We start from the raw sequence: 19,509 nt of genomic DNA, 5'->3' as shown, positions 1-19,509 counted from the left end.
CGTCGCCAGCGATCGGGCCTTCGCATGTCCGCGGCTGCGAGCATGTCCGCGGCTGCGAGCAGTCGTACGCTGATCCTGTGCCCGAGCCCCGCACCCCGATCCTCCGCGACAACCACCGGCACCAGTGGGAGAAGGACCGGGCCCGCTGCCCGCTCGACACCCGGGCCGCGACCGGGGCCACGGAGCACGAGACCGGCCTGGAGCCGCGGGACCTCGTCTTCCACGCGCGGTACCGCGAGGTCCCCGCGCCGCCCGACCTCGCGGACGCCTTCGGGGTGCCGGAGGGGACGACGCTCCTGGAGCGCACCTACCGCACGCGGTGCTCCGCCGAGAACGCCCCGTTCAGCCTCGTGACGTCCTACCTCGTCCGCGACATGGTCGCCGCCAACCCCGAGCTGCTGGACGAGGCCAACGAGCCCTGGCCGGGCGGCACGCAGCACCAGCTGCACACGGTCGGCATCGAGGTGGGCCGGGTCGAGGAACGGGTCACCGCGCGGCCGCCGACGCCGGAGGAGGCGCGGGAGCTGGACCTGCCGCCGGGGACGTCGGTGATCCTGCTGCGCAAGACGTCGTACGGCATCGACGGCCGCGTCGTGGACGTCTCCGAGGCCACGCTGCCCGGCGACCGTACCGAACTGCTCTTCACGACCCCTCTGGAAAGGTGGTGAGTCCCGCCGTGACCCGGCGCGTCATCATCGTCACCGCTGTCCACGGCCCTTCGGCGGCGTTCCTGCCGGAGGCCTACAAGTCGCTGGAGCAGCAGGAGTTGCCGGCGGGCTGGGAGTGGCAGTGGGTGATCCAGGAGGACGGCAGGACCGAGGAGGTCCGCCCGTACGTCCCCGATGACGTGCGCGTGACCTTCCGTCAGGGCCGGCCCGGCGGGCCGGGCGTGGCGCGCACCTTCGCGCTGGCGCACGCCGAGGGCGCGTACGTGAAGATCCTGGACGCCGACGACCAGCTCACGCCGGGGACGCTGGCCCGTGACCTGGCCGTCCTCGAAGCCGACCCCGGCATCGGCTGGACCACCTCCCGGGTCCTGGACCTCCTGCCGGACGGCTCTACGGCCGGTTTCCCCGGCGACCCCGACGACGGGCCGATCGAGCGGGGCGCCGTGCTCGACTTCTGGAAGGCGAACGACTTCCGCGCCCAGGTCCACCCGGCGACCCTCTGCGTCCGCCGCGACCTGCTCCTCGGCCTCGGCGGCTGGATGGCCCTCCCGGCATCGGAGGACACGGGCCTGCTGCTCGCCCTCAACTCGGTGAGCCGGGGCTGGTTCTCGGGGGAGGTGGGCCTTCTGTACCGGAAGTGGGAGGGGCAGGCGACGGGGCAGGCCTCGCATGTCGACCCGGCCGAGCGGGAGGCACGGATGGCGGTGGTGGAGGCGAGGGCACGGGCGCTGGCGGCGTTCGGGTGGCGGTATCCCTGCGCCGCTCGGTGAGGGAGGTACTCATCCCTCCTGGTCGGGTGCTCATCCCTCCTGGTCAAAGGGCAGTTCGAGCATCCGGATCGCGTTGCCGCGCAGCAGCTTGTAGGCCACGTCCTCGGGCAGCCCGCCCACGTGCTCCTCGGCCACCCGCTTCGTCTCCGGCCAGGTCGAGTCGACGTGCGGATAGTCCGTCTCGAAGGTCGCGTTGTCGACGCCGACCGTCTCGATGGCCTCGATGCCGTGCTTGTCGCGGAAGAAGCAGCAGAAGATCTGGCGGTAGTAGTACGTCGACGGCGGCTCGGGGATCAGGTCCTTCACGCCGCCCCAGGCCCGGTGCTCCTCCCAGACGTCGTCCGCGCGCTCCAGGGCGTACGGGATCCAGCCCATCTGCCCCTCGCTGTACGCCAGTTTCAGCCGCGGGAACTTCACCAGGACCCCGGAGAAGAGGAAGTCCATCATCGACGCCATGGCGTTGTTGAAGCTCAGGCTGGCCTGGACGGCGGGCGGGGCGTCGGGGGACGCGGCCGGCATCTGGGAGGAGGACCCGATGTGCATGTTGACGACCGTGCCGGTCTCCTCGCAGGCCGCGAAGAACGGGTCCCAGTAGCCGGAGTGGATGGACGGCAGGCCCAGGTAGGTGGGGATCTCGCTGAAGGTCACCGCGCGCACCCCGCGCGCCGCGTTCCGGTGGATCTCCGCCACCGCGAGGTCGACGTCCCACAGCGGGATGAGGCACAGCGGGATCAGCCGGCCGCCGCTGTCGCCGCACCACTCCTCGACCATCCAGTCGTTGTAGGCGCGCACACAGGCGAGGCCGACCTCCTTGTCCTTGGCCTCGGCGAAGGTCTGGCCGCAGAAGCGCGGGAAGGTGGGGAAGCAGAGCGAGGCCTCGACATGGTTGATGTCCATGTCCTCCAGCCGCGCCTTGGGGTCCCAGCAGCCGCGCCGCATCTGCTCGCGGGTGATGCCGTCGAGCGTCATCTCGTCCCGGGAGAAGCCGACGGCCGCGATGATGCGCTTGTACGGGAAGAGGTCGCCCTCGTACTCCCACCAGTCGGTGAGCTGGCCGTCCGGGTCCGTGGTGAACCGGTACTTCCCGCCGACGTAGGCGAGTTCGCCGATCCCGGCGGTGAGGGGCTTCGGGCCCCGGTCCCGGTACTTGGCCGGGAGCCAGGTCTCGAAGAGGTGCGCGGGCTCGATCACGTGATCGTCCACGCTGATGACCTTGGGCAGGTCCTTGGTGCTGCGGTCGGTGGTGCTTCGGTCGGCGGTCGCCACGTCTTGCCCCCTCGTCCCTGCCGGCGGACCGTCACCACGAAATCTGACGGTCCATCAGATTTAGGGTTCAGGTTAGGGGCCTCCCCCGAGGACGGCAAGGGCACATCCGGTCGGCGAGCCGCGCCCGGACCGGAGTCGGGCGAGAGGGCTGCCGGGCCGCGCCCGCACCGCTAACATCCCGGGAGTGATCGAACTCGCAGAAATGATCCGGGAGTTGCGCCACGAGCTGACCACGGCGCTGGCGGACGGGACGGCCGCGCCGCTGCGGTTCGAGCTCGAAACGGTGGAGATCGAGGCGACGGTCATGGTGGGACGCAAGGCCGGAGCAGGAGGGAAGGTGCGGTTCTGGGTCGTCGAGGCGGGCGGCGACGCGCAACTGGAGTCGTCACGGACCCACCGGATCAGCCTCACCCTGCAGCCCAGGCTGGTCGCACCGGACGGCACCCGCCGCACTGTGCTGATCGCCGGGGACGAGGCCGGCACGGAACGCTGACCCTGACCGCTTCCGCCCCCTGACGTCGCCGGACGGGGAGCCGTACGCTGGGTCGACGACTGTCCGTAGGAACTCGATGACGACTGGTGGCGATCGGGAGGTCACGGGGGTGGAAGGGCGCAGCCCTGCGCGGGTTCGCAACGAGCTGATGGCCGAGGTCGTCGACGTCCTCCAGGAATCGGCCACCATGCGGCAGCCGAACAGTGCCGACTTATTGGTGACCATGCTGAGCCAGGAACTGGGCTCATCCGTAGAACCCCTGCGCAACGAGACACTGCGTCCGTGGCTGCTGCACCTCGTCGAGCGGTGCACACAGCTTCCCGACGGACTGCCGTGCCTGGTGCGCTGCCTCGGCTACATCGAGCAGGAGTCCGTCGCCGTGACGACACTGCGGCCCCTGGTGGACGAGTGGGAGGCCGTGGACTTCTTCGACGGCGCCGACCTGCATCCGCTGCGGCCCGTCCTGCGCGAGATGCGGTCCGCCTCCGCTCTCGCGGCCATGGCGCGCCGCGCCAGCCGTTCCCGCACCCAGGAGCTGCCCGCGTGGTGCGACACGGGCTGGACGGTGTTCCTGCGGCTGGCCGGCGACAACTCCGCGGCGAAGGACCTGCCCGTGAGCATGGCGTTCCTTTCCCTGGCCGCCGACCACCTCATGGAGGACGGGCAGGCCGGCGCGGCCGAGGAACTGCGCCGCTGGGTCCGCCGGCAGGCGCGCGCCTGGGAGCTGGAGGACAAACTGGCGCAGTGGCAGCGCGGCGGGGTCGCCCAGCCGCCCCCTTCGCTCGTCCCCGCCTACCTCATGATCCAGTTCGAACCCGACGGGGTGGATCCCGACCGGTACTACCTGTCCCACTGGCGGCAGTCGGACGCGGAGGGCTGGCATCCCGTCCCGGGCGAGACGCTGCACCTGCACCGCGACCAGCTTCCCTCGGAGGTCGAGCTCCTCATCGAGCAGACCGAGGAACGCTGGTCGGACCTGCGCCAGCCCGTGGTGCTCGAATTCATCCTCCCGTGGGAACTCCTCGGGGAGCCGGTCGAGTGGTGGCACAAGGAATCGAGTTCGGACTCGCCGACCCCGCTCGTGATGGACTACGCGGTCCTCGTGCGCAGCTTCGAGCGGCTGCGCAAGGCCGCCTGGCACCGCCCGTGGCACAACAAGTGGCGCCAGTTCAAGGAACGCCCGGCCGACACCCACTCGCACTGGAACCGGCCGGGCCGCTCCCACTTCCATCTGGAGCGGGAGTTGAAGGAGGACGAGCACGCGGTCTGTCTGGTCCTCAGCGAGCCGCCGGGCACGGACTCCCTGTCCAGCCGTCAGGAGTACTTCGCGGGACTGCGGTCGGGTGTACCGGCCATGATCTGGCACCGGGGCGACTGCTCCGATCCCGCCTTCAAGGAGGCGGTGGCCGACCTCGTGCAGGACCGTGGACTGGCCGGCCTGGTGGAGCGGACCGGAAAATGGCGCAAGGAGGCTCTGGCCATGGGTCCGGAGGGCTGGGACAACCACGTGGGACGCCATCTTGCGATCCTGCTCGACGATCCGGAACGCAGACCCGGCCCTCCGGGTCCCGCCCATTCGCCGGTGAAGCCGTGAACGGGGGCGGGTCACGGGGGGCGCGGGTCCACGGTCCGCCCGCTCGCGGCGAGAGGGGCTGCCCCGACATGCAGCAGTGTGCATCCGCTGGTCCCCGCCGGTTTCGGACCGGCATTCCTGCCCCTACCATGCTCATGCGCACACCGTGCATGTGCCTCCGTACGCACTTGCTTCGGGAGTGCACGCACTGCAAGGCTTTGCCCGTGGATGTCACGCATGCCCGCGGTCTGCGCGGCTCCTCAGCACTCTCACCGTCACTTCGACGCCTTGAGAGCACCTATGCACGATGACGACGGACGGCGACCGGCACGTGCTGCGCGCGCACGTCGTGAGGCCGCTCAGGTCCTGAGCCGGCTCGGGCAGCCGGACGGGCCGGAGCTCGCGGAGGCGGTTCTCGTCATCGACACCCACCCGACCATGCGGGTGTGGGACTCCGAGGTCGACGACCTGGTCGACGAGCTGCGGCGGGCCGGAGGGTTCTCCCGGGTCCGGGTCGTACGCCTGCTCGGGACCGACGAGACCGACGCGGCGCGGGTGAGCACCGAGGAGCCGCTCGCCCCCGCCCCCGCGGACGTACGCCGGCTGGTGCTGGTGCTGACCGACGCCCTGGCGGCCGGCTGGCGGCTCGGCGCCGTACAGCCGTTGTTGCGTGCGGCCGGGCGCACCACCCCCGTCGCCGTGGTGCACCTGCTCCCCCAGCGGCTGTGGTTCCGCACCGGGCTGGACGTGCACCGCGTGCGGGTGCGCGCCCCGCACGCCTGGGCGGCGAACCGGGAATGGGACTGGGTGGAGCGCGAGGTCCCGGCCGGATTACGGGATGCCGAGGAGTCCGAACCCGAGGCCGGCGCCGTGATCGTGCCCGTGCTCGCCCTGACCCACCGCTCGGCGGAGTCCCTGGCCCGTGTGCTGTCCGGACCGGAGCCCGACCGGCGGGACCTGCCCGCCATCCAGGCTCGGGAATGGAAGCGCAGGCCCGACGCGGCGCGCGCCCTGCCCTGGGCGGAGGACGTGCCCGACCCGCACAGCACCGTGCCCGCCGCGGAACGCGTCTCCGACTTCCGTGCCGCCGCCAGCCCCACGGCGTTCCTGCTCGCCACCCGGCTGGCCGCCGCGCCACTGAGCCTGCCCGTCATCCGCGCCATCACGGGGACCGCGCCGAACGCGGGCCCGGTCCACGTCTCCGAACTGCTGCTGAGCGGCCTCGTCCGGCCCACCCGGACGGAGGACGAGGGCCCGGCCGACGTGGCGTTCACCTTCGCCCCGAACACACGCGAGGAACTGCTGGCGCTGGGGCGCCGCAGCGCCACCGCCCGGGTCCTGCACGACGTACGCGCGTTATTCGCCGGGGACCCGGCGACCCGCTCCCTGCTGCCCGACCCCGCCGAACCGCTCGACACCCTGGCGATGCCGCGCGTGAACCTCGACAACATCGCCTTCCTCCGGGTGGAGCTGACCGCCTTGCGGGCCCTGTCCGGGCGCTACGGCCAGCGTGCCGCCATGTTGGCCAGGGTGCTGAGCTGGCACGATCGGCGATACGCCGTCAGCCTGGAGAAACCGCCCCGTACTTCCACGGGACCCGCAGCGTCCGGTTCGGCCCCGGCGGCGGTCGCACCCGGTCCTCAGTCCCGGCCCGCTTCCGAAGGAGCCACACAGATGTCGACAACACCCCAGCGGACCGTGGAGGAGGATCGCGCGACACGGCCGCGTGTCTGGGGGAACCTGCCGCCACGCAACCCGAACTTCACGGGCCGCACCGCCCTGCTGGAGCTGCTCGACCAGCGCCTGCAGGAAGGCACGACCACGGTGCTGCCCGAAGCGATCCACGGCATGGGCGGCGTCGGCAAGACACAGCTGGCGATCGAGTACGCCTACCGCCATCAGGCGGAGTACGACATCGTGTGGTGGATCCCCGCGGAGCGGCCGGGTCAGATCGGCCAGGCGCTGGTGGAACTGGCCCAGCGGCTGGGTCTGGTGACCACCACCGAGGCCAACATCGCCGGCCCCGCGGTGCGGGAGGCGCTGCGCGAGGGACGGCCGTACTCCCGCTGGCTGCTCATCTTCGACAACGCCGACAATCCCGAGCAGGTCCGCCACTACTTCCCCCAGGGCGGCAACGGAACCATCCTCGTCACCTCCCGCAACCGGCGGTGGGGGCAGGTGGGCGGGTCCCTGGAAGTGGACGTGTTCACCCGGGAGGAGAGCAAGGAGCTGCTGCGCCGCTCCGGGCCACCGCTGCACGACGACGAGGCCGACGCGCTGGCCGAGGCGCTGGGCGATCTGCCGCTGGCGCTTGAACAGGCCGCCGCCTGGCGCGCCGAGACGGGCATGCCCGCCTCCGAGTATCTGCGGCTGTTCGAGAACAAGCGCATGGAGCTGCTGGAAGTGGCGCCGCCGCCGGACTACCAACTGCCCGTCGCCGCGGCCTGGAACGTCTCCCTCGACCACCTGGAGACCCGCAGCCCCGCCGCGCTGCGCCTGCTGCAGCTGTGCTCCTACTTCGCCCCCGACCCGATCTCCCGCTCCATCTTCTCGGGCCTCGGCAACAGCAGCATCTTCCCGGAGCTGGACGCCGCCCTGAACGACCCGATGAAACTCGCGCGCGCGATAAGGGAGGTGAACCGCTACTCCCTCGCCCGCATCGACCACCGTACGAACTCCATCGAGATGCATCGTCTGGTGCAGCTCGTCCTGAACAACCGGATGACCTCCGAGGAGCAGTCCCGCATGCGCCATGGCGCCCACACCCTCATGGCCGCCGCCGACCCCAAATCTCCCAATGACCCGGCGAGTTGGTCCCGGTATGCGGAGCTCTACAGCCATGTCATCGCCGCGGAGGCGATCAAGTCCGACCAGCCGTGGGTGCGCCAGCTGGTCAGGAACATCGCCGAGTACCTCTACTACTGGGGCGACCACGAGGTGTCGCTCGACTTCTCCGAGCAGGCCTGGGACTCCTGGCTCACCATCTTCGGCGAGGAGGACCAGCAGACGCTGCTGATGGGGCAGTGGCTGTGCTGGATGTACATGGTGGTGGGCCGCTTCGACGACGCGGCACGGCTGGTGGCCCACCTCAAGGGGGTCTACGAGCGCACCGCCCCCGCCGGCCAGGAGGACACCCGGGAGGACGCGCTGGACGCCCTCCAGCTCGAAGCCGCCGTACGCCGTGTCGAAGGCAGGTTCGCCACCGGTGCCGAGCTGGACAAGATCGCATACGAGCGGGCCCGCAGGGCCTTCGGCGAGGACGATCCCACGACGCTCAACATCGCGCACAATCTCGCGGTGAGTCTGCGTCTGGTCGGTGACTTCCGCGAGGCGCTCGAACTCGACCAGCGCACGTTCGCGCTGAAACTGCGGCTGTACGGCCGTGACGACCGGCGGACCCTGATCACCGAGAGCGGCGCCGCCATCGACGTGCGCGAGAGGGGCGACTACGTCGGCGCCCGGTCGCTGCACGAGACCGTGCTGGCGGCCTACCGTGAGGTCTTCGGTCAGGAGAACCCCGCCACGATCGGCGCGATGCGCCAGCTCAGCGAGGCCTGCCGCAAGGAAGGCGACCATGTGCGCTCGCTGGAACTGGCCACCGAGGCGCATGCGATGTTCATCCGCCGCTACGGCGAGACCAACCCCCAGTCGCTGGCCTCCGCCCTGACCCTGTCGGTGGCGCTGCGCCAGAACGGTGATCTGCAGGCCGCCCGGACCCGTGGCCTCAAGGCCAGCGAGGGATACCGGCAGATCTACGACCCGCACCACCCGCACGTGCTCTCCGCCGATGTCGACCTCGCCGTCACGCTGCGCCTGCTCGGCAAACCCGAGGAGGCGCACCGCCTGGACGAGACGGCACTCGCCTCGCTCACCGACCGGCTCGGCGCGGACCATCCGCTCTCCCTCATCTGCGCCATCAACCTGGCCAGCGACCTGGCCGCGCTCGACCGGCACGAGGACGCGCGGCGCCGGGGTGAGGACGCGCTGGCCCTGTGCCGGGTCACCTTCGGGGAGGACCATCCGACCACGCTGGCGTGCGCGGGCAATCTGGCGATGGACCTCGTCTCCGTCGGTGCGGAGGCCCAGGGCACCGCGTTGCGCGAGGAGACCATGGCCCGCATGGAGCGCGTGCTCGACGCGCCCCGGCTGCGCGCGGAGCACGGCACTCCGCACCCGGCCACGGTCCAGTTCAGGGACCGCGAACGCGCCAACTGCGACATCGACCCGCTGCCGCTGTGAACGGGCGGGGCCACCGGCCCCGCCCCACCTGCCGAGCTGTGGAGCCACGGTGCGCCCGGCCACGTCCTGAGGCAGAGCGCGGCGCACCGATGCGAGCCCGCCCGCGCGGGGGCCGTCGAACGACGCACACGACCGTGTGTGCCGGACACCCGGTGGCGACGGCGTGCCACGCCCGGTCAGCTCGAGCGGCGGGCCAGCCAGGTCGCCAGGCCGATGGGGTCCGCGCCCCGTCCCGTCGTCGTCTCCAAGGCGTCCTGCACGGCTACGGCACGTTCCGGGAAGCCGAGCAGCAGGCGGGACGCGGCCGCGTGGGCCGGGTCGGCGGACAGGGCACGGCCGAGGCCGGCCCAGGCGGCCACCGGCGCTCCCTTGCCGGCCAGCCGGGCGGTGAAGGCGGCCCGCGCTGCGGCAAGGTCACCGCAGGCCAGCAGCACGTCGGCCGCTTCGGCGCCGTTGACGCCCCCGGCTTCCGGGCCGTACCGGGCGGCGGTGTGCCGCCAGGCCCCCTCGGGCTCGCCGAGCCGGTGCCGGGCGAGGACGGCCGCGCTGTCCAGGAACCGGACCTCGGTGTCCGGGACCAGCACGGGCTCTTCGGCGAGGGCGGCCGGCGGCCGGGCGTCGCCGCGCCGCCAGGCCTGTACGGCGTCCTCGACGGCCCCGGCCGGAGGGCGCAGGTGATGGGCCCGCCAGCGCGCGAAGTGGTCGTGCGCGGCGTCCTCGGCGAGCCGCAGCTCGGCCGCCGGCACCTCCTCGGTCATCCACTGCGCGCAGCGCTCGCTCAGGCACTCCACGACCCGCCGGCCCAGCGAGGTAAGGCGCTCGTGTCCGCGGATCCGACTCAGCGTGGCCCACACCTGGCCGCGCCAGAGCGCGAACTCGAAGTGTGCCAGCGGCGCGTACGCCGGATCGGCGGCGTGCCGGTGGGCGCGCCAGAACCGGGTCACCCCCAGGAACGCGTAGATGCCCTGGATCAGACCGCCCAGCGGACGTGGATCGTCGCGCCAGGGGGCGTAGAAGAGCTGTTCCGGCCCCTGTGAGTCCGGTGGCGGCACGGTCAGTGGTTCGAGGTGGATCAGGCCGCCCAGTTTGATGTGCTGCACTTCGTGCACCAGGGTCGCGGCGAGCTGGGCAGCGTCGTCCGGACGGGAGGCCACGACCCCGCCGAACGCGGCGGCGGCCGTGCAGCTGTACGGCCGAAACCTTTCTCTTGCCGGGGTGGGAGCCAGCGCGATCAACCCGTCACGCATCGCCCCGGCGCTCACCGGATCGTCGCGCAGCAGCACCTTCCAGGCATCGGTGAGGAGCGAGGCCCACGCCTCCGCCTCCGCCTCGGACAACGGCCGGGGCTCGCTGGGGCGGGGGAACGTCCGGTAGGGGTCCAGGTCCTCCAGCACCAGGGACTTCGCTGCCGGCGCCGCCCCCAGCGTCATCCGGCGCACCGGCAGCCAGTCCGGACCGCGCCGGTCCCATCCGGGTGCGACCTCCACCTCGCCGCCCGCACCCGTGATCCATAACCGGCCCTCGCGGCCCCTGACCCGGGCGGTGCTCCACGGTTCGGTGGCCGGCAGGACCGCGCATCCGAGGGTCGGCAACAGCACCAGCCCCTGACGCACGGGAACGGTGATCGAGAAGTCCAGTCCGGCCCGCGCCCCCGCGGCGGCGGCCAGCGCCGCCAGATGCCCCGTGACCACCCAGTGCGGCGCCTCTTCTTCGGCCGCCCATCCCCTGACCCTGCGGACCGCGAGTGAGGCCCACATGCCGGTACCGGGGGACATCAGGGCGTCCTCGAACGCCTCGGGCGCCTGCCGCTGGGCGCGCTCCAGCAGGGCCCAGGCCTCCGGGTACGGGGCCGGGTCCTTCGGGGCCGAAGCGGGACCGGGCCGGGACAGCTCGTTGTCGAGTGCCCGCAGCAGCAGGAGCCGGCGGCTGCGCTCGGCGCGGATCAGTGCCTTCACCACCGCGCTGTCGCCCTCGCCCCGCGCGAGCGCCTGAACGCCGTCCGCCGAGAGCCGATGGAAGGGCAGGCGATCCCGTGGGGTCGTGGCTTCAGCGGCCACGGACGCCCCACCGCACCGGGTCGATCACCTCGTCAGGCGTCGAAGCGGGACCCGTTGTAACCCCCCGCAGTGATGCCCTGCGGGCCGTCGATGTCGTGCACCACTTGCTCCAGCGACTCGCCGATGACGGTGCCGTCCATGGAACGCAGCGCTTCAAGAGAGACCCCCGAGAGATCGACGAGACCGGACTCGACGGCAGGCATCGTTTGCTCCACGGCTGCCAAGTCCCCTCCCGTGCCTACCAGTCAGCGCTGTCGGTGCCTCATCCATGATGACCCAGCAGGACACATGTCGAAACCCCGTATCCCGGCCGCGCCACTACATCAAGTCAGCCAATGGCCCACACCATGGGGGTTCCATGGGTCACCTTGCTGAAAGCACCCCGGCGTCACCCGTTGCGCCGCGCGAGCCCGGCCGCCGCACGGTCCACGCGTTCCACTTCCGGTGACGGCCCCTCCAGCAGACGCACGGCTTCCAGGAGCTGGTCGAGGGTGCCGGGGTACCGCAGGCAGGTGCGCACGATGCCGTACACGTCCATCCGCGGCCGGGGGTCGCGAGGGCTGTGGGCGGCGACGCGGGCGTCGATGCTCTCCAGGAGGAGGATCGTCCCGCTCCCGCCGCGCAGCATCGGAAGCGCCGTCAGGGCGTCGACGAGGCCCGTCAGTTCGCGCAGCGGCAGATCCGCGGGCAGATCGGCCAGGGCGGGGACCGGGCGGGCTTCCTGCGCTCCGTCGGCCGGGGCGAGCGCGGCGCGCGGGGGCAGGCCGCCGTGGCGCTGGAAAAGCTCCAGCTCGGTGGGTGCCAGCACGTCGTACCAGCGTTCCAACCGCCCGGCCGCGAGCCTGCCCAGCCCGTCCGAGCGGTGATGGGCGCTCACCACGCCGATCACACAGCCGCCGCACCACACCACGGCACCCGACATGCCCTCCCAGGGCGAGCGTTCCGGTTCGACGTCGGCGGGCGGGGCGACGACGGCCAGCTCCAGCGTGCCCTCACGGCGGTTGGACAGCACGGAGACCGTGCCCGAGACATGGCACGAGTCCCGGTACTGGCTGGGGGACCCGTCGTCGAGGCGGTGCGCGGTGTCGTCGCGGAGCTTGAAGCGGGGGAAGCCCATCGCGCTGAAGGGCAGGGTCACATCGGCGTCGGGCACCGCGGCGTAGCGGGGCGGACCGGCCGGGGGAAGGTCCCTCGGCACGTCGGCGATCTCCAGCAGTGCGACGTCGGCGGACTCGGCCAGCAGCACGACGCGGGCGTCCGCGCTCCACTCCCCCGGCAGGTCGGCGTCGAAGCGCACGCGGACCGATGCCGTCGGGCCCGCCACGACATGAGCGGCCGTCAGTACGCAGGCCTCGCCCACCCGGTATCCGGAACCGCGCCGCCCGGGCAGTCCGTCCTGCCTGCGCACCAGTACCTCGGCGACCCGCCCCGCTTGCAGTCCCTGTGCCCGCTCCCCCACAGCGGCCCCCATACCCCTCGGGTGCCGGAGGTACGCGGGGGCGGAGGTGAGGACGACTGGCGGAGGGCGGCGACCGGGTTGCCGGGCGGCGTCGGCGTCAGTTGTTCCAGCTCTCGTCGTACGGATCCTTCGGCGCCGCCACCGGCTTCGCCTCCGTGACCTCGATGAACGGGATGGGGCCGCCGTTGACCGGGTCCTTGGCGCGGCGTGGGGTGTAGGTGCCGGTGATCCGGAGCCAGGTGTCCGGCTGGAGGACGGGCGGGACGTCGCCGGTCAGGGCGACCTTGACCGGCTGGGCGTCGGCGGCACAGCAGTTGAGGGCCATGCGGACGAGGTAGGGGGTGCCGTCGCGGTCCAGGGCCAGGAAGCCGGTGAGCTGGATCCGGCGGTCGCGCAGGGTGCGGCCGTGGTCGTATGCGGCGCGGCCCGCGTAGTCGACGACGCTGAGGGGCAGGGGGTCGGCGGCCGGGAGGGCGGGGTAGGCGAGGGGTTCCTGCAAGGCCGTACCGGTGCGGGTCGCGCTGTAGGAGCCGAGGGCCGGTGGGGCGACCAGGATCAGGGCGAAGAGGGGGAGGACCAGGAGCCAGGAGATGCGGGGTTCGTGGTGGGGGTGGGCGTGGCTGTCCTGATGGTCGGTCTGCTTCTGGCGTCGGGCGCGCTTGCGTTCGTACCAGACCGTCGCGACCGCCGCCGCGATGAGCACCGCGCCGGACGCCAGCACCAGCGGGCGCAGGCCCTGCTTGACGTACCGCAGATAGAGGTCGGTGCTGCCGGCGTGCAGCAGGGAGGCGCCGAGCAGGAACAGGACGGCCGACTGGGCCTGGCGGTTCACAGGATCACCCACCCGGTCAGCACCGAGACGGCCACGGCCAGGGCGAAGGTGGCCGGTGCGAAGCGCAGGGCGAAGGCGCGGCCGAAGGTGCCCGCCTGCATCGCGAACAGTTTCAGGTCGATCATCGGACCCACGACGAGGAAGGTGAGCCGGGCCGTGAGCGAGAACTGCGACAGTGACGCCGCCACGAACGCGTCCGCCTCCGAGCAGATCGACAGCACGACGGCGAGGACCGCGAGGGCGAGCACCGACAGCACCGGGTTGTCGGCCGCCGTGCGCAGCCAGCTCTCCGGGGCCACCGCCTTGAGGGTCGCCGCGGCCATCGCGCCGACCACCAGGAAGCCGCCCGCGTGCATCACGTCGTGCCGGACGGAGTCCCAGAAGGCCTCGCCCTTGCTCTGGCCGTCGTGGGACGCGCGCGTTTGAGGGCGCAGCCAGTCGGTACGGCCGAGGCGCAGCCACAGCCAGCCCATCGCACAGGCCACGAGCAGGCTCGCGACCAGGCGGGCGAGGACCATCTCGGGGTTGCCGGGGAAGGCGACGGCCGTCGCCGTCAGCACGATCGGGTTGATCGCCGGGGCGGAGAGCAGGAACGCCAGGGCCGCGGCCGGGGTGACCCCGCGCCGGACCAGCGCCCCGGCCACCGGCACGGACGCGCACTCGCAGCCGGGCAGCACCGCGCCCGCGGCCGAGGCGACCGGGACGGCGAGGGCGGGGCGGCTGGGCAGGGCGCGGGCGAAGAAGGACGGCGGCACGAACACCGCGATCGCCGCCGAGAGCAGCACGCCGAGGACCAGGAAGGGCAGCGCCTGGACCATCACCGCGACGAACACCGTCGTCCAGCTCTGCATCACCGGTGCGGAGAGCGCGCGGCGGATGGGGCTCTGCAGGAGCACCAGCGTGAGGAGAAGCAGGGTGAGGAGGAGGGGGGAGGTGAGGTACCGGCCCTCGTCCTTCGGCTCCGGGTCCCTGGCCCGCTCCGGGTCCCTGCGGTCGTCGGTCCGCTGTGGGACGGTCTTGGTGATCGCCACGGGCGAGGTACCTCCGGTGGTGCGGAAGGGCGTTGGTTTCCCTCCCCTCTCATACGGCCGGACGGGCGCGGGCGTTCAGGTACCGAGGGGGCACCTGTGGAACCACCCGTCACGGTGAGGCAGTCTTGCCCCTTGTGGCGAGCGTTCCGAATCAGGCATTAGGGAGTGACACGACCGCGCACATGGTGGTGTGCGGCGACGACGGGCTCGCGCACCGGCTGGCCGCCGAGTTGCGCGGGGTGTACGGCGAACAGGTCACGCTTGTCGTGCCGCCCGCCGCGCGCACGGAACGGCCACCGGTCGTGGGCCGGGCCCGGGCCGTGTCGGCGGCACTGTTCGACCGGATGGTGAACGCGGCCGTCAACCGGGCGGGCGGCGCGGCCGGCGGCGCCGGTGAACCGGCCGGGAGCATCCGGGTGGTGGAGGCCGCCGAGGCCACGGAGGCCAAGCTCGCCGAGGCGGGCGTGGAACGGGCCGCCGCGCTCGCCCTCGTCTATGACGACGACGAGACCAACATCCGCGCCGCCCTCACCGCCCGCCGCCTCAACCCCCGCCTCCGGCTCGTCCTGCGGCTCTACAACCGCCGGCTGGGCCAGCACATCGAGGAACTCCTCGACCAGGCGGCCGCGTTGGCGACCGGCAGCGGCGACGCGGGCCTGGACGCCTCCACGACCGTCCTGTCCGACGCCGATACGGCCGCCCCCGCGCTGGCGGCCACCGCTGTCGCCGGCACCACCAAGGTCGTCCAGACGGACGGCCTGCTGCTGCGCGCGGTGGAGCGGCCGCCCCTGCGCCCGGGCCGCCCCGGGCAGACGGCCCCTTCCGGGCTGGCCACGCTGGCGCTGCTGTCGAGCAACGAACCGGCCGCAGCGAACGGTTCGGAGGGCGGCGAGGAGCAGGGCCCGCTGCTGCTGCCGGACGCGGCTGCGGTGCGGGGGGCCGGGACGCGGGGGACGGTCGTCCTGGAGCAGGTGTCGTACGCGGGCCCGTCGATGCCGTCGAACCGCGGCGGGCCGGGCGTCGTACCGGCGTTCGCCTCGCTGTTCTCACGGCGGCTGCGGTGGTCGCTGGCGGGCCTGGTGGGGTGTGTGGCGGCGCTGGCCGTGGCGCTGATGGTGGTGACCGGCGAACACCCGTTGTACGCCACGTACATGACCCTCCTCGACCTCTTCGCCATCAACGACCCCGCGCTCCACCAGTCCCTGGCCCGCCAGATCCTCCAGCTCCTGTCCGGGCTGGTCGGGCTGCTGCTGCTTCCGGTGCTGCTGGCGGCGGTGCTGGAGGCCCTCGGTACGTTCCGCACCGCGTCCGCGCTGCGCAAGCCGCCGCGGGGGCTGGGTGGCCATGTGGTGCTGCTCGGGCTGGGCAAGATCGGCACCCGGGTGCTGACCAGGCTGTGTGAGCTGAACATTCCCGTGGTGTGCGTCGAGGCCGACCCCGAGGCGCGCGGGCTGGCCACCGCGCGGCGGCTGCGGGTGCCGGTGGTGCTCGGGGACGTCACTCAGGAGGGGGTCCTGGAGGCGGCCAAGATTCACCGGGCGCATGCGCTGCTCGCGGTGACCAGTGCGGACACGACGAACCTCGAGGCCGCGCTGTACGCCCGTTCCGTGCGGCCCGATCTGCGGGTCGTCCTGCGGCTGTACGACGACGACTTCGCCACCGCCGTCTATCGCACCCTGCGCGCCGCGCACCCGCATGCGTCCACGCGCAGCCGGAGTGTGACTCATCTGGCCGCGCCCGCCTTCGCCGGGGCGATGATGGGGCGGCAGATCCTGGGGGCGATTCCTGTGGAGCGGCGGGTGCTGCTGTTCGCCGCGGTGGATGTGGCCGGGCATCCCCAGCTGGAGGACAAGACCGTCGGTGACGCCTTTCGGGCGGGGGCGTGGCGGGTGCTGGCCCTGGATCGGACGCCCGCGGAGGAACGCCGGGAGGAGACGGCGGTGGAGGAGGCGTACGAGGAGTCGCGGGCGGGTGGGGGGTCGGGGTGGGTGTGGGATCTGCCCGACTCGTACGTCCTTCAGAAGGACGACCGGGTGGTGCTGGCTGCGACGCGGCGGGGGCTGGCGGAGCTGCTGGGGAGGCGGTCGCGGGAGCGGGCGGGGGCTTAGCGCCTTCTTTTTCGCCCCCGCCGCCCCTACCCCGTCCCATCCTGAAGGGGCTCCGCCCCTTCGACCCCGGTTCCTGGGGGCTGCCGCCCGCAGACCCCCGCTTCGGCCCCGAAAGGGCCTCGTCCTCAAACGCCGGACGGGCTGGATTGCCTGGACCGACGTCGGGAGGTTGCTGTTATCCCTTCAAGTGGCGTTCCGCGAAGTCCAGTTCCAGCCTCACCTGCTTGATCCGCTCGTCCACGACCAGCGAACCGTGGCCGGCGTCGTACCGGTACACCTCGTGGACCGCGCCCCGGGCCTGGAGGCGCTTGACGTAGTTGTCGATCTGCCTGATCGGGCAGCGTGGGTCGTTCACACCGGCCGAGATGTAGACCGGGGCCCTGACCTGGTCGACGTACGTCAGCGGGGACGACGCCTCGTAACGCTCGGGCACCTCCTCCGGTGTGCCGCCCAGCAGGGTGCGGTCCATGGCCTTCAGCGCTTCCATCTCGTCGTGGTACGCCGTGACGTAGTCGGCGACCGGAACCACCGCGATGCCCAGCGTCCACGCGTCGGGCTGGGTGCCGAGGCCGAGCAGGGTGAGGTAGCCGCCCCAGGAACCGCCGGTCAGGATCAGGCGGTCGGGGTCGGCGAGGCCGGACGTCACCGCCCATTCCCGGACCGCCGCGATGTCCTCCAGCTCGATCAGGCCGACCCGGTGCTTGAGGGCGTCGGTCCAGGCACGGCCGTAGCCCGTGGAACCACGGTAGTTGACCCGTACGACCGCGTATCCGTGGTCCACCCAGGCCGCGGGGCCCGCCGCGAACGCGTCGCTGTCGTGCCAGGTCGGGCCCCCGTGGATGTCGAAGACCGTCGGGAGCGGGCCCTCGACGCCCGCAGGTCGCTGGACCAGTGCGTGGATGCGGCCGCCCGGGCCCTCCACCCACACGTCCTCGACCGGGACCGAGCCGGGGGACTTCATACCGGGCGGGTCCAGCACCACCCGCCCCGTCGTCGACCGCACCGCCGACGGCTCCGCCGCCGACGACCACAGGTACTCCACACTGCCGTCCGGCCGGGCCGTCGCCCCCGACACCGAGCCCGCCGGGGTCGGGATCCGCACCAGCTCCCGCGCGGCCAGGTCGTACCGGAACAGTTCGCTGCGCGCCTCGAAGCTGTGCGCGATCAGCAGACCGGTGCCGTCGGGGTACCACTCCGCGCTGACGTCACCGGGCAGCTCCAGACCGAGGTCCGTCTCCTTCCCCGTGGCCACGTCCCACACCAGCGGCTCCCAGCGGCCGCGCCTCTGGTGGCCGATGAGCAGACGCGTGTCGCCGTCCACCGGGGCGAAGCCCAGGACCTCCAGGCCCAGCTCCTCGGAACCGCCCTTGGTGTCGTCGAGCTCGGCGACCGCCGTGCCGTCGGGGCGCACCACGCGCAGGGCCGAGTGCATCGCGTCGCCGTGCTCGGTGTGCTCGATGGCGATCAGCGTGCCGTCGTGCGAGAGGTCACCGACGCCCGCGGACTCGCGGTGGCGGTAGATCTCCACCGGGGGCTCGCCGGTGCGGGCGAGATGGATCGTCGTCCCTTCCTCGTCCGTGGAGCGGCCCACGATCGCCGTGCGGCCGTCCCGGCTCAGGGCGAGGCCGGCCGGGTACGACGGGTCCAGGCCGGGCGCCGCGAGCTCGTCCTCGCCGCCGTCGAACCGCTGGCGGCGCCAGACGCCGAACTCGTCGCCGTCCTTGTCGTCGAACCACCAGATCCACGCGCCGTCCGGGGAGAGCACGCCGTCCGTCGTGCCGTTCGGCCGGTCGGTCACCTGGCGCTGCTCGCCCGTCGAACGGTTCCAGGCGTACAGCTCGTACGTCCCCGTGGCGTTCGACACGAACAAGGAGCGGTCCGGTGCGTCCTCCGCCCAGTCGGGCAGCGACACCCGGGGCGCCCGGAAGCGCCGCTCCCAGTCCGGCATGTCCTTGTCCTGCATGTGGTGATCCCGCGAATCGGACCCGTGGCTACCAGTCATGGCCCCATAGTGCCTGGCCCGACCGACAATCCGCTGGCGCGGCCCCCAGCCTGTGGATAACTCCGCAGACCTGCGTGCATCGCCCCCGCCGCCCCTACCCGTCCCATCCCTGACGAGGCCCCGCCCCTTCGACCCCGCGCCCCGGCCCTCCGCAGGAGCCCCGTACCGTTGAGGGCGTGTACCGGTTTCTGCTGACGCCCCGTTGGTGGGGGATCAACGTCTTCGTACTGCTCGCCATCCCCTTCTGCGTGTTCATGGGGTCGTGGCAGCTGAGCCGGTTCGAGGCGCGGGTCGAGGACCATCGCAGCGCCGGTGAGCAGGCCGAGGAGCACCAGCAGGAGCCGTACCGTCCGCTGACCGAGCTGCTGCCCGTGGACAAGGCGACGGTCGGCCGGCAGGTCACCGCGCGCGGACGGTACGGCGAGCAGCTGCTCGTGCCGGACCGGGAGCTGGACGGCAAGCGGGGTTTCTACGTCCTGACGCTGCTGCGCACCGACGACGGCAAGGCCCTGCCGGTCGTACGGGGCTGGCTGCCCGGCACCGCCGACCGGGCCGAGGCCCCGGCTGCACCGGCCGGCGAGGTCACGGTCACCGGCGCGCTCCAGGCGTCCGAGGTGCCGGGCGAGAACGGCGTGCCCGCGCAGGGTGGTCTGCCGTCCGGCCAGACGACGGCGATCAGCGCGGCGTCACTGGTGAACCTGGTGTCGTACGACGTCTACGACGCCTGGGTCACCCTCACCCGGGCCGACTCCGGCATGAAGCCCGTCCCGGTGACCGCCGCCAATGACACCGGCCTCGACCTGAAGGCGTTCCAGAACCTCGGCTACACCGGTGAGTGGTTCGTCTTCGCGGGCTTCGTGGTCTTCATGTGGTTCCGGCTGCTGCGGCGCGAGGTGGAGTTCGCGCGGGACGCCGAGCTGGGGCTGACGCCGGACGAGGAGCCTGTTCCCAGCCCGTCCGGCAGTGCCCCCTCTGCGGGAGTCTGAGTCCCGGGTCTGAGTCCCGGGAGCC

General features: G+C 72.3%; 14 protein-coding genes. 7 read left to right on the top strand and 7 right to left on the bottom strand.

Annotated features, from left to right (window positions below):
* Positions 1–77: 77 nt before the first annotated feature.
* A complete protein-coding gene (locus tag ACIBU0_RS08360; RefSeq protein WP_398813502.1) occupies positions 78–668 on the top strand; it encodes a UTRA domain-containing protein in 591 nt (196 codons plus the stop codon).
* An 8-nt stretch (positions 669–676) separates the two neighbouring features.
* On the top strand, positions 677–1,438 hold the full coding sequence (locus ACIBU0_RS08355) for a glycosyltransferase family 2 protein (protein ID WP_398813499.1): 762 nt from the start codon (positions 677–679) through the stop codon (positions 1,436–1,438).
* Positions 1,439–1,468: 30 nt separating this feature from the next.
* On the opposite strand, the gene ACIBU0_RS08350 is transcribed toward ACIBU0_RS08355, so the two are convergent.
* Positions 1,469–2,704: an amidohydrolase family protein gene (locus tag ACIBU0_RS08350; protein WP_398813497.1), complete on the bottom strand. Its 1,236-nt coding sequence runs from the start codon at positions 2,702–2,704 to the stop codon at positions 1,469–1,471.
* A 184-nt stretch (positions 2,705–2,888) separates the two neighbouring features.
* Here ACIBU0_RS08350 and ACIBU0_RS08345 point away from each other — a divergent pair, with 184 nt between their 5' ends.
* The 3 genes from ACIBU0_RS08345 (at position 2,889) to fxsT (ending at position 9,009) form a co-directional block, all read left to right on the top strand.
* Positions 2,889–3,197 (top strand): trypco2 family protein, encoded by a 309-nt coding sequence (locus tag ACIBU0_RS08345; protein WP_398813494.1) that lies wholly within the window; start codon positions 2,889–2,891, stop codon positions 3,195–3,197.
* Positions 3,198–3,273: 76 nt separating this feature from the next.
* The gene (locus tag ACIBU0_RS08340; protein WP_398813491.1) at positions 3,274–4,791 is read left to right on the top strand and encodes a hypothetical protein; all 1,518 of its coding nucleotides are present in this window, start codon (positions 3,274–3,276) and stop codon (positions 4,789–4,791) included.
* Positions 4,792–5,070: 279 nt separating this feature from the next.
* Positions 5,071–9,009 carry an FxSxx-COOH system tetratricopeptide repeat protein gene (fxsT, locus tag ACIBU0_RS08335; protein WP_398813488.1) on the top strand — a complete coding sequence of 1,313 codons (3,939 nt, stop codon included), beginning with the start codon at positions 5,071–5,073 and terminating at the stop codon, positions 9,007–9,009.
* Between the two features lie 176 nt (positions 9,010–9,185).
* On the opposite strand, the gene ACIBU0_RS08330 is transcribed toward fxsT, so the two are convergent.
* The 5 genes from ACIBU0_RS08330 to ACIBU0_RS08310 form a co-directional block, all read right to left on the bottom strand.
* Positions 9,186–11,066: an HEXXH motif domain-containing protein gene (locus tag ACIBU0_RS08330; protein WP_398813485.1), complete on the bottom strand. Its 1,881-nt coding sequence runs from the start codon at positions 11,064–11,066 to the stop codon at positions 9,186–9,188.
* A 32-nt stretch (positions 11,067–11,098) separates the two neighbouring features.
* Positions 11,099–11,269 carry a hypothetical protein gene (locus ACIBU0_RS08325; RefSeq protein WP_398813482.1) on the bottom strand — a complete coding sequence of 57 codons (171 nt, stop codon included), beginning with the start codon at positions 11,267–11,269 and terminating at the stop codon, positions 11,099–11,101.
* A gap of 185 nt (positions 11,270–11,454) precedes the next feature.
* Entirely contained in the window at positions 11,455–12,537 is a 1,083-nt protein-coding gene (locus ACIBU0_RS08320; protein ID WP_398813480.1) for a trypsin-like peptidase domain-containing protein, read from the bottom strand.
* An 85-nt stretch (positions 12,538–12,622) separates the two neighbouring features.
* Positions 12,623–13,357 carry a TIGR03943 family putative permease subunit gene (locus tag ACIBU0_RS08315; protein ID WP_398813477.1) on the bottom strand — a complete coding sequence of 245 codons (735 nt, stop codon included), beginning with the start codon at positions 13,355–13,357 and terminating at the stop codon, positions 12,623–12,625.
* Positions 13,354–14,388 carry a permease gene (locus ACIBU0_RS08310; protein WP_398813474.1) on the bottom strand — a complete coding sequence of 345 codons (1,035 nt, stop codon included), beginning with the start codon at positions 14,386–14,388 and terminating at the stop codon, positions 13,354–13,356. The genes ACIBU0_RS08315 and ACIBU0_RS08310 overlap by 4 nt, the downstream gene beginning before the upstream one ends.
* A gap of 182 nt (positions 14,389–14,570) precedes the next feature.
* Here ACIBU0_RS08310 and ACIBU0_RS08305 point away from each other — a divergent pair, with 182 nt between their 5' ends.
* Positions 14,571–16,496 (top strand): NAD-binding protein, encoded by a 1,926-nt coding sequence (locus tag ACIBU0_RS08305; protein WP_398813471.1) that lies wholly within the window; start codon positions 14,571–14,573, stop codon positions 16,494–16,496.
* Positions 16,497–16,671: 175 nt separating this feature from the next.
* Here ACIBU0_RS08305 and ACIBU0_RS08300 read toward each other — a convergent pair whose 3' ends face one another.
* The gene (locus tag ACIBU0_RS08300) at positions 16,672–18,498 is read right to left on the bottom strand and encodes a prolyl oligopeptidase family serine peptidase (protein WP_398813470.1); all 1,827 of its coding nucleotides are present in this window, start codon (positions 18,496–18,498) and stop codon (positions 16,672–16,674) included.
* A gap of 176 nt (positions 18,499–18,674) precedes the next feature.
* On the opposite strand from ACIBU0_RS08300, the gene ACIBU0_RS08295 reads away from it, so the two are divergent.
* On the top strand, positions 18,675–19,484 hold the full coding sequence (locus tag ACIBU0_RS08295; RefSeq protein WP_398813468.1) for an SURF1 family protein: 810 nt from the start codon (positions 18,675–18,677) through the stop codon (positions 19,482–19,484).
* Positions 19,485–19,509: the final 25 nt, after the last annotated feature.

This window comes from Streptomyces sp. NPDC049627, from assembly GCF_044465645.1.
In the GTDB taxonomy this organism is placed as follows: Bacteria; Actinomycetota; Actinomycetes; order Streptomycetales; family Streptomycetaceae; genus Streptomyces.
Note: the sequence above shows the minus strand (reverse complement) of the source record. Positions and strands in the feature narration are given on the sequence as shown.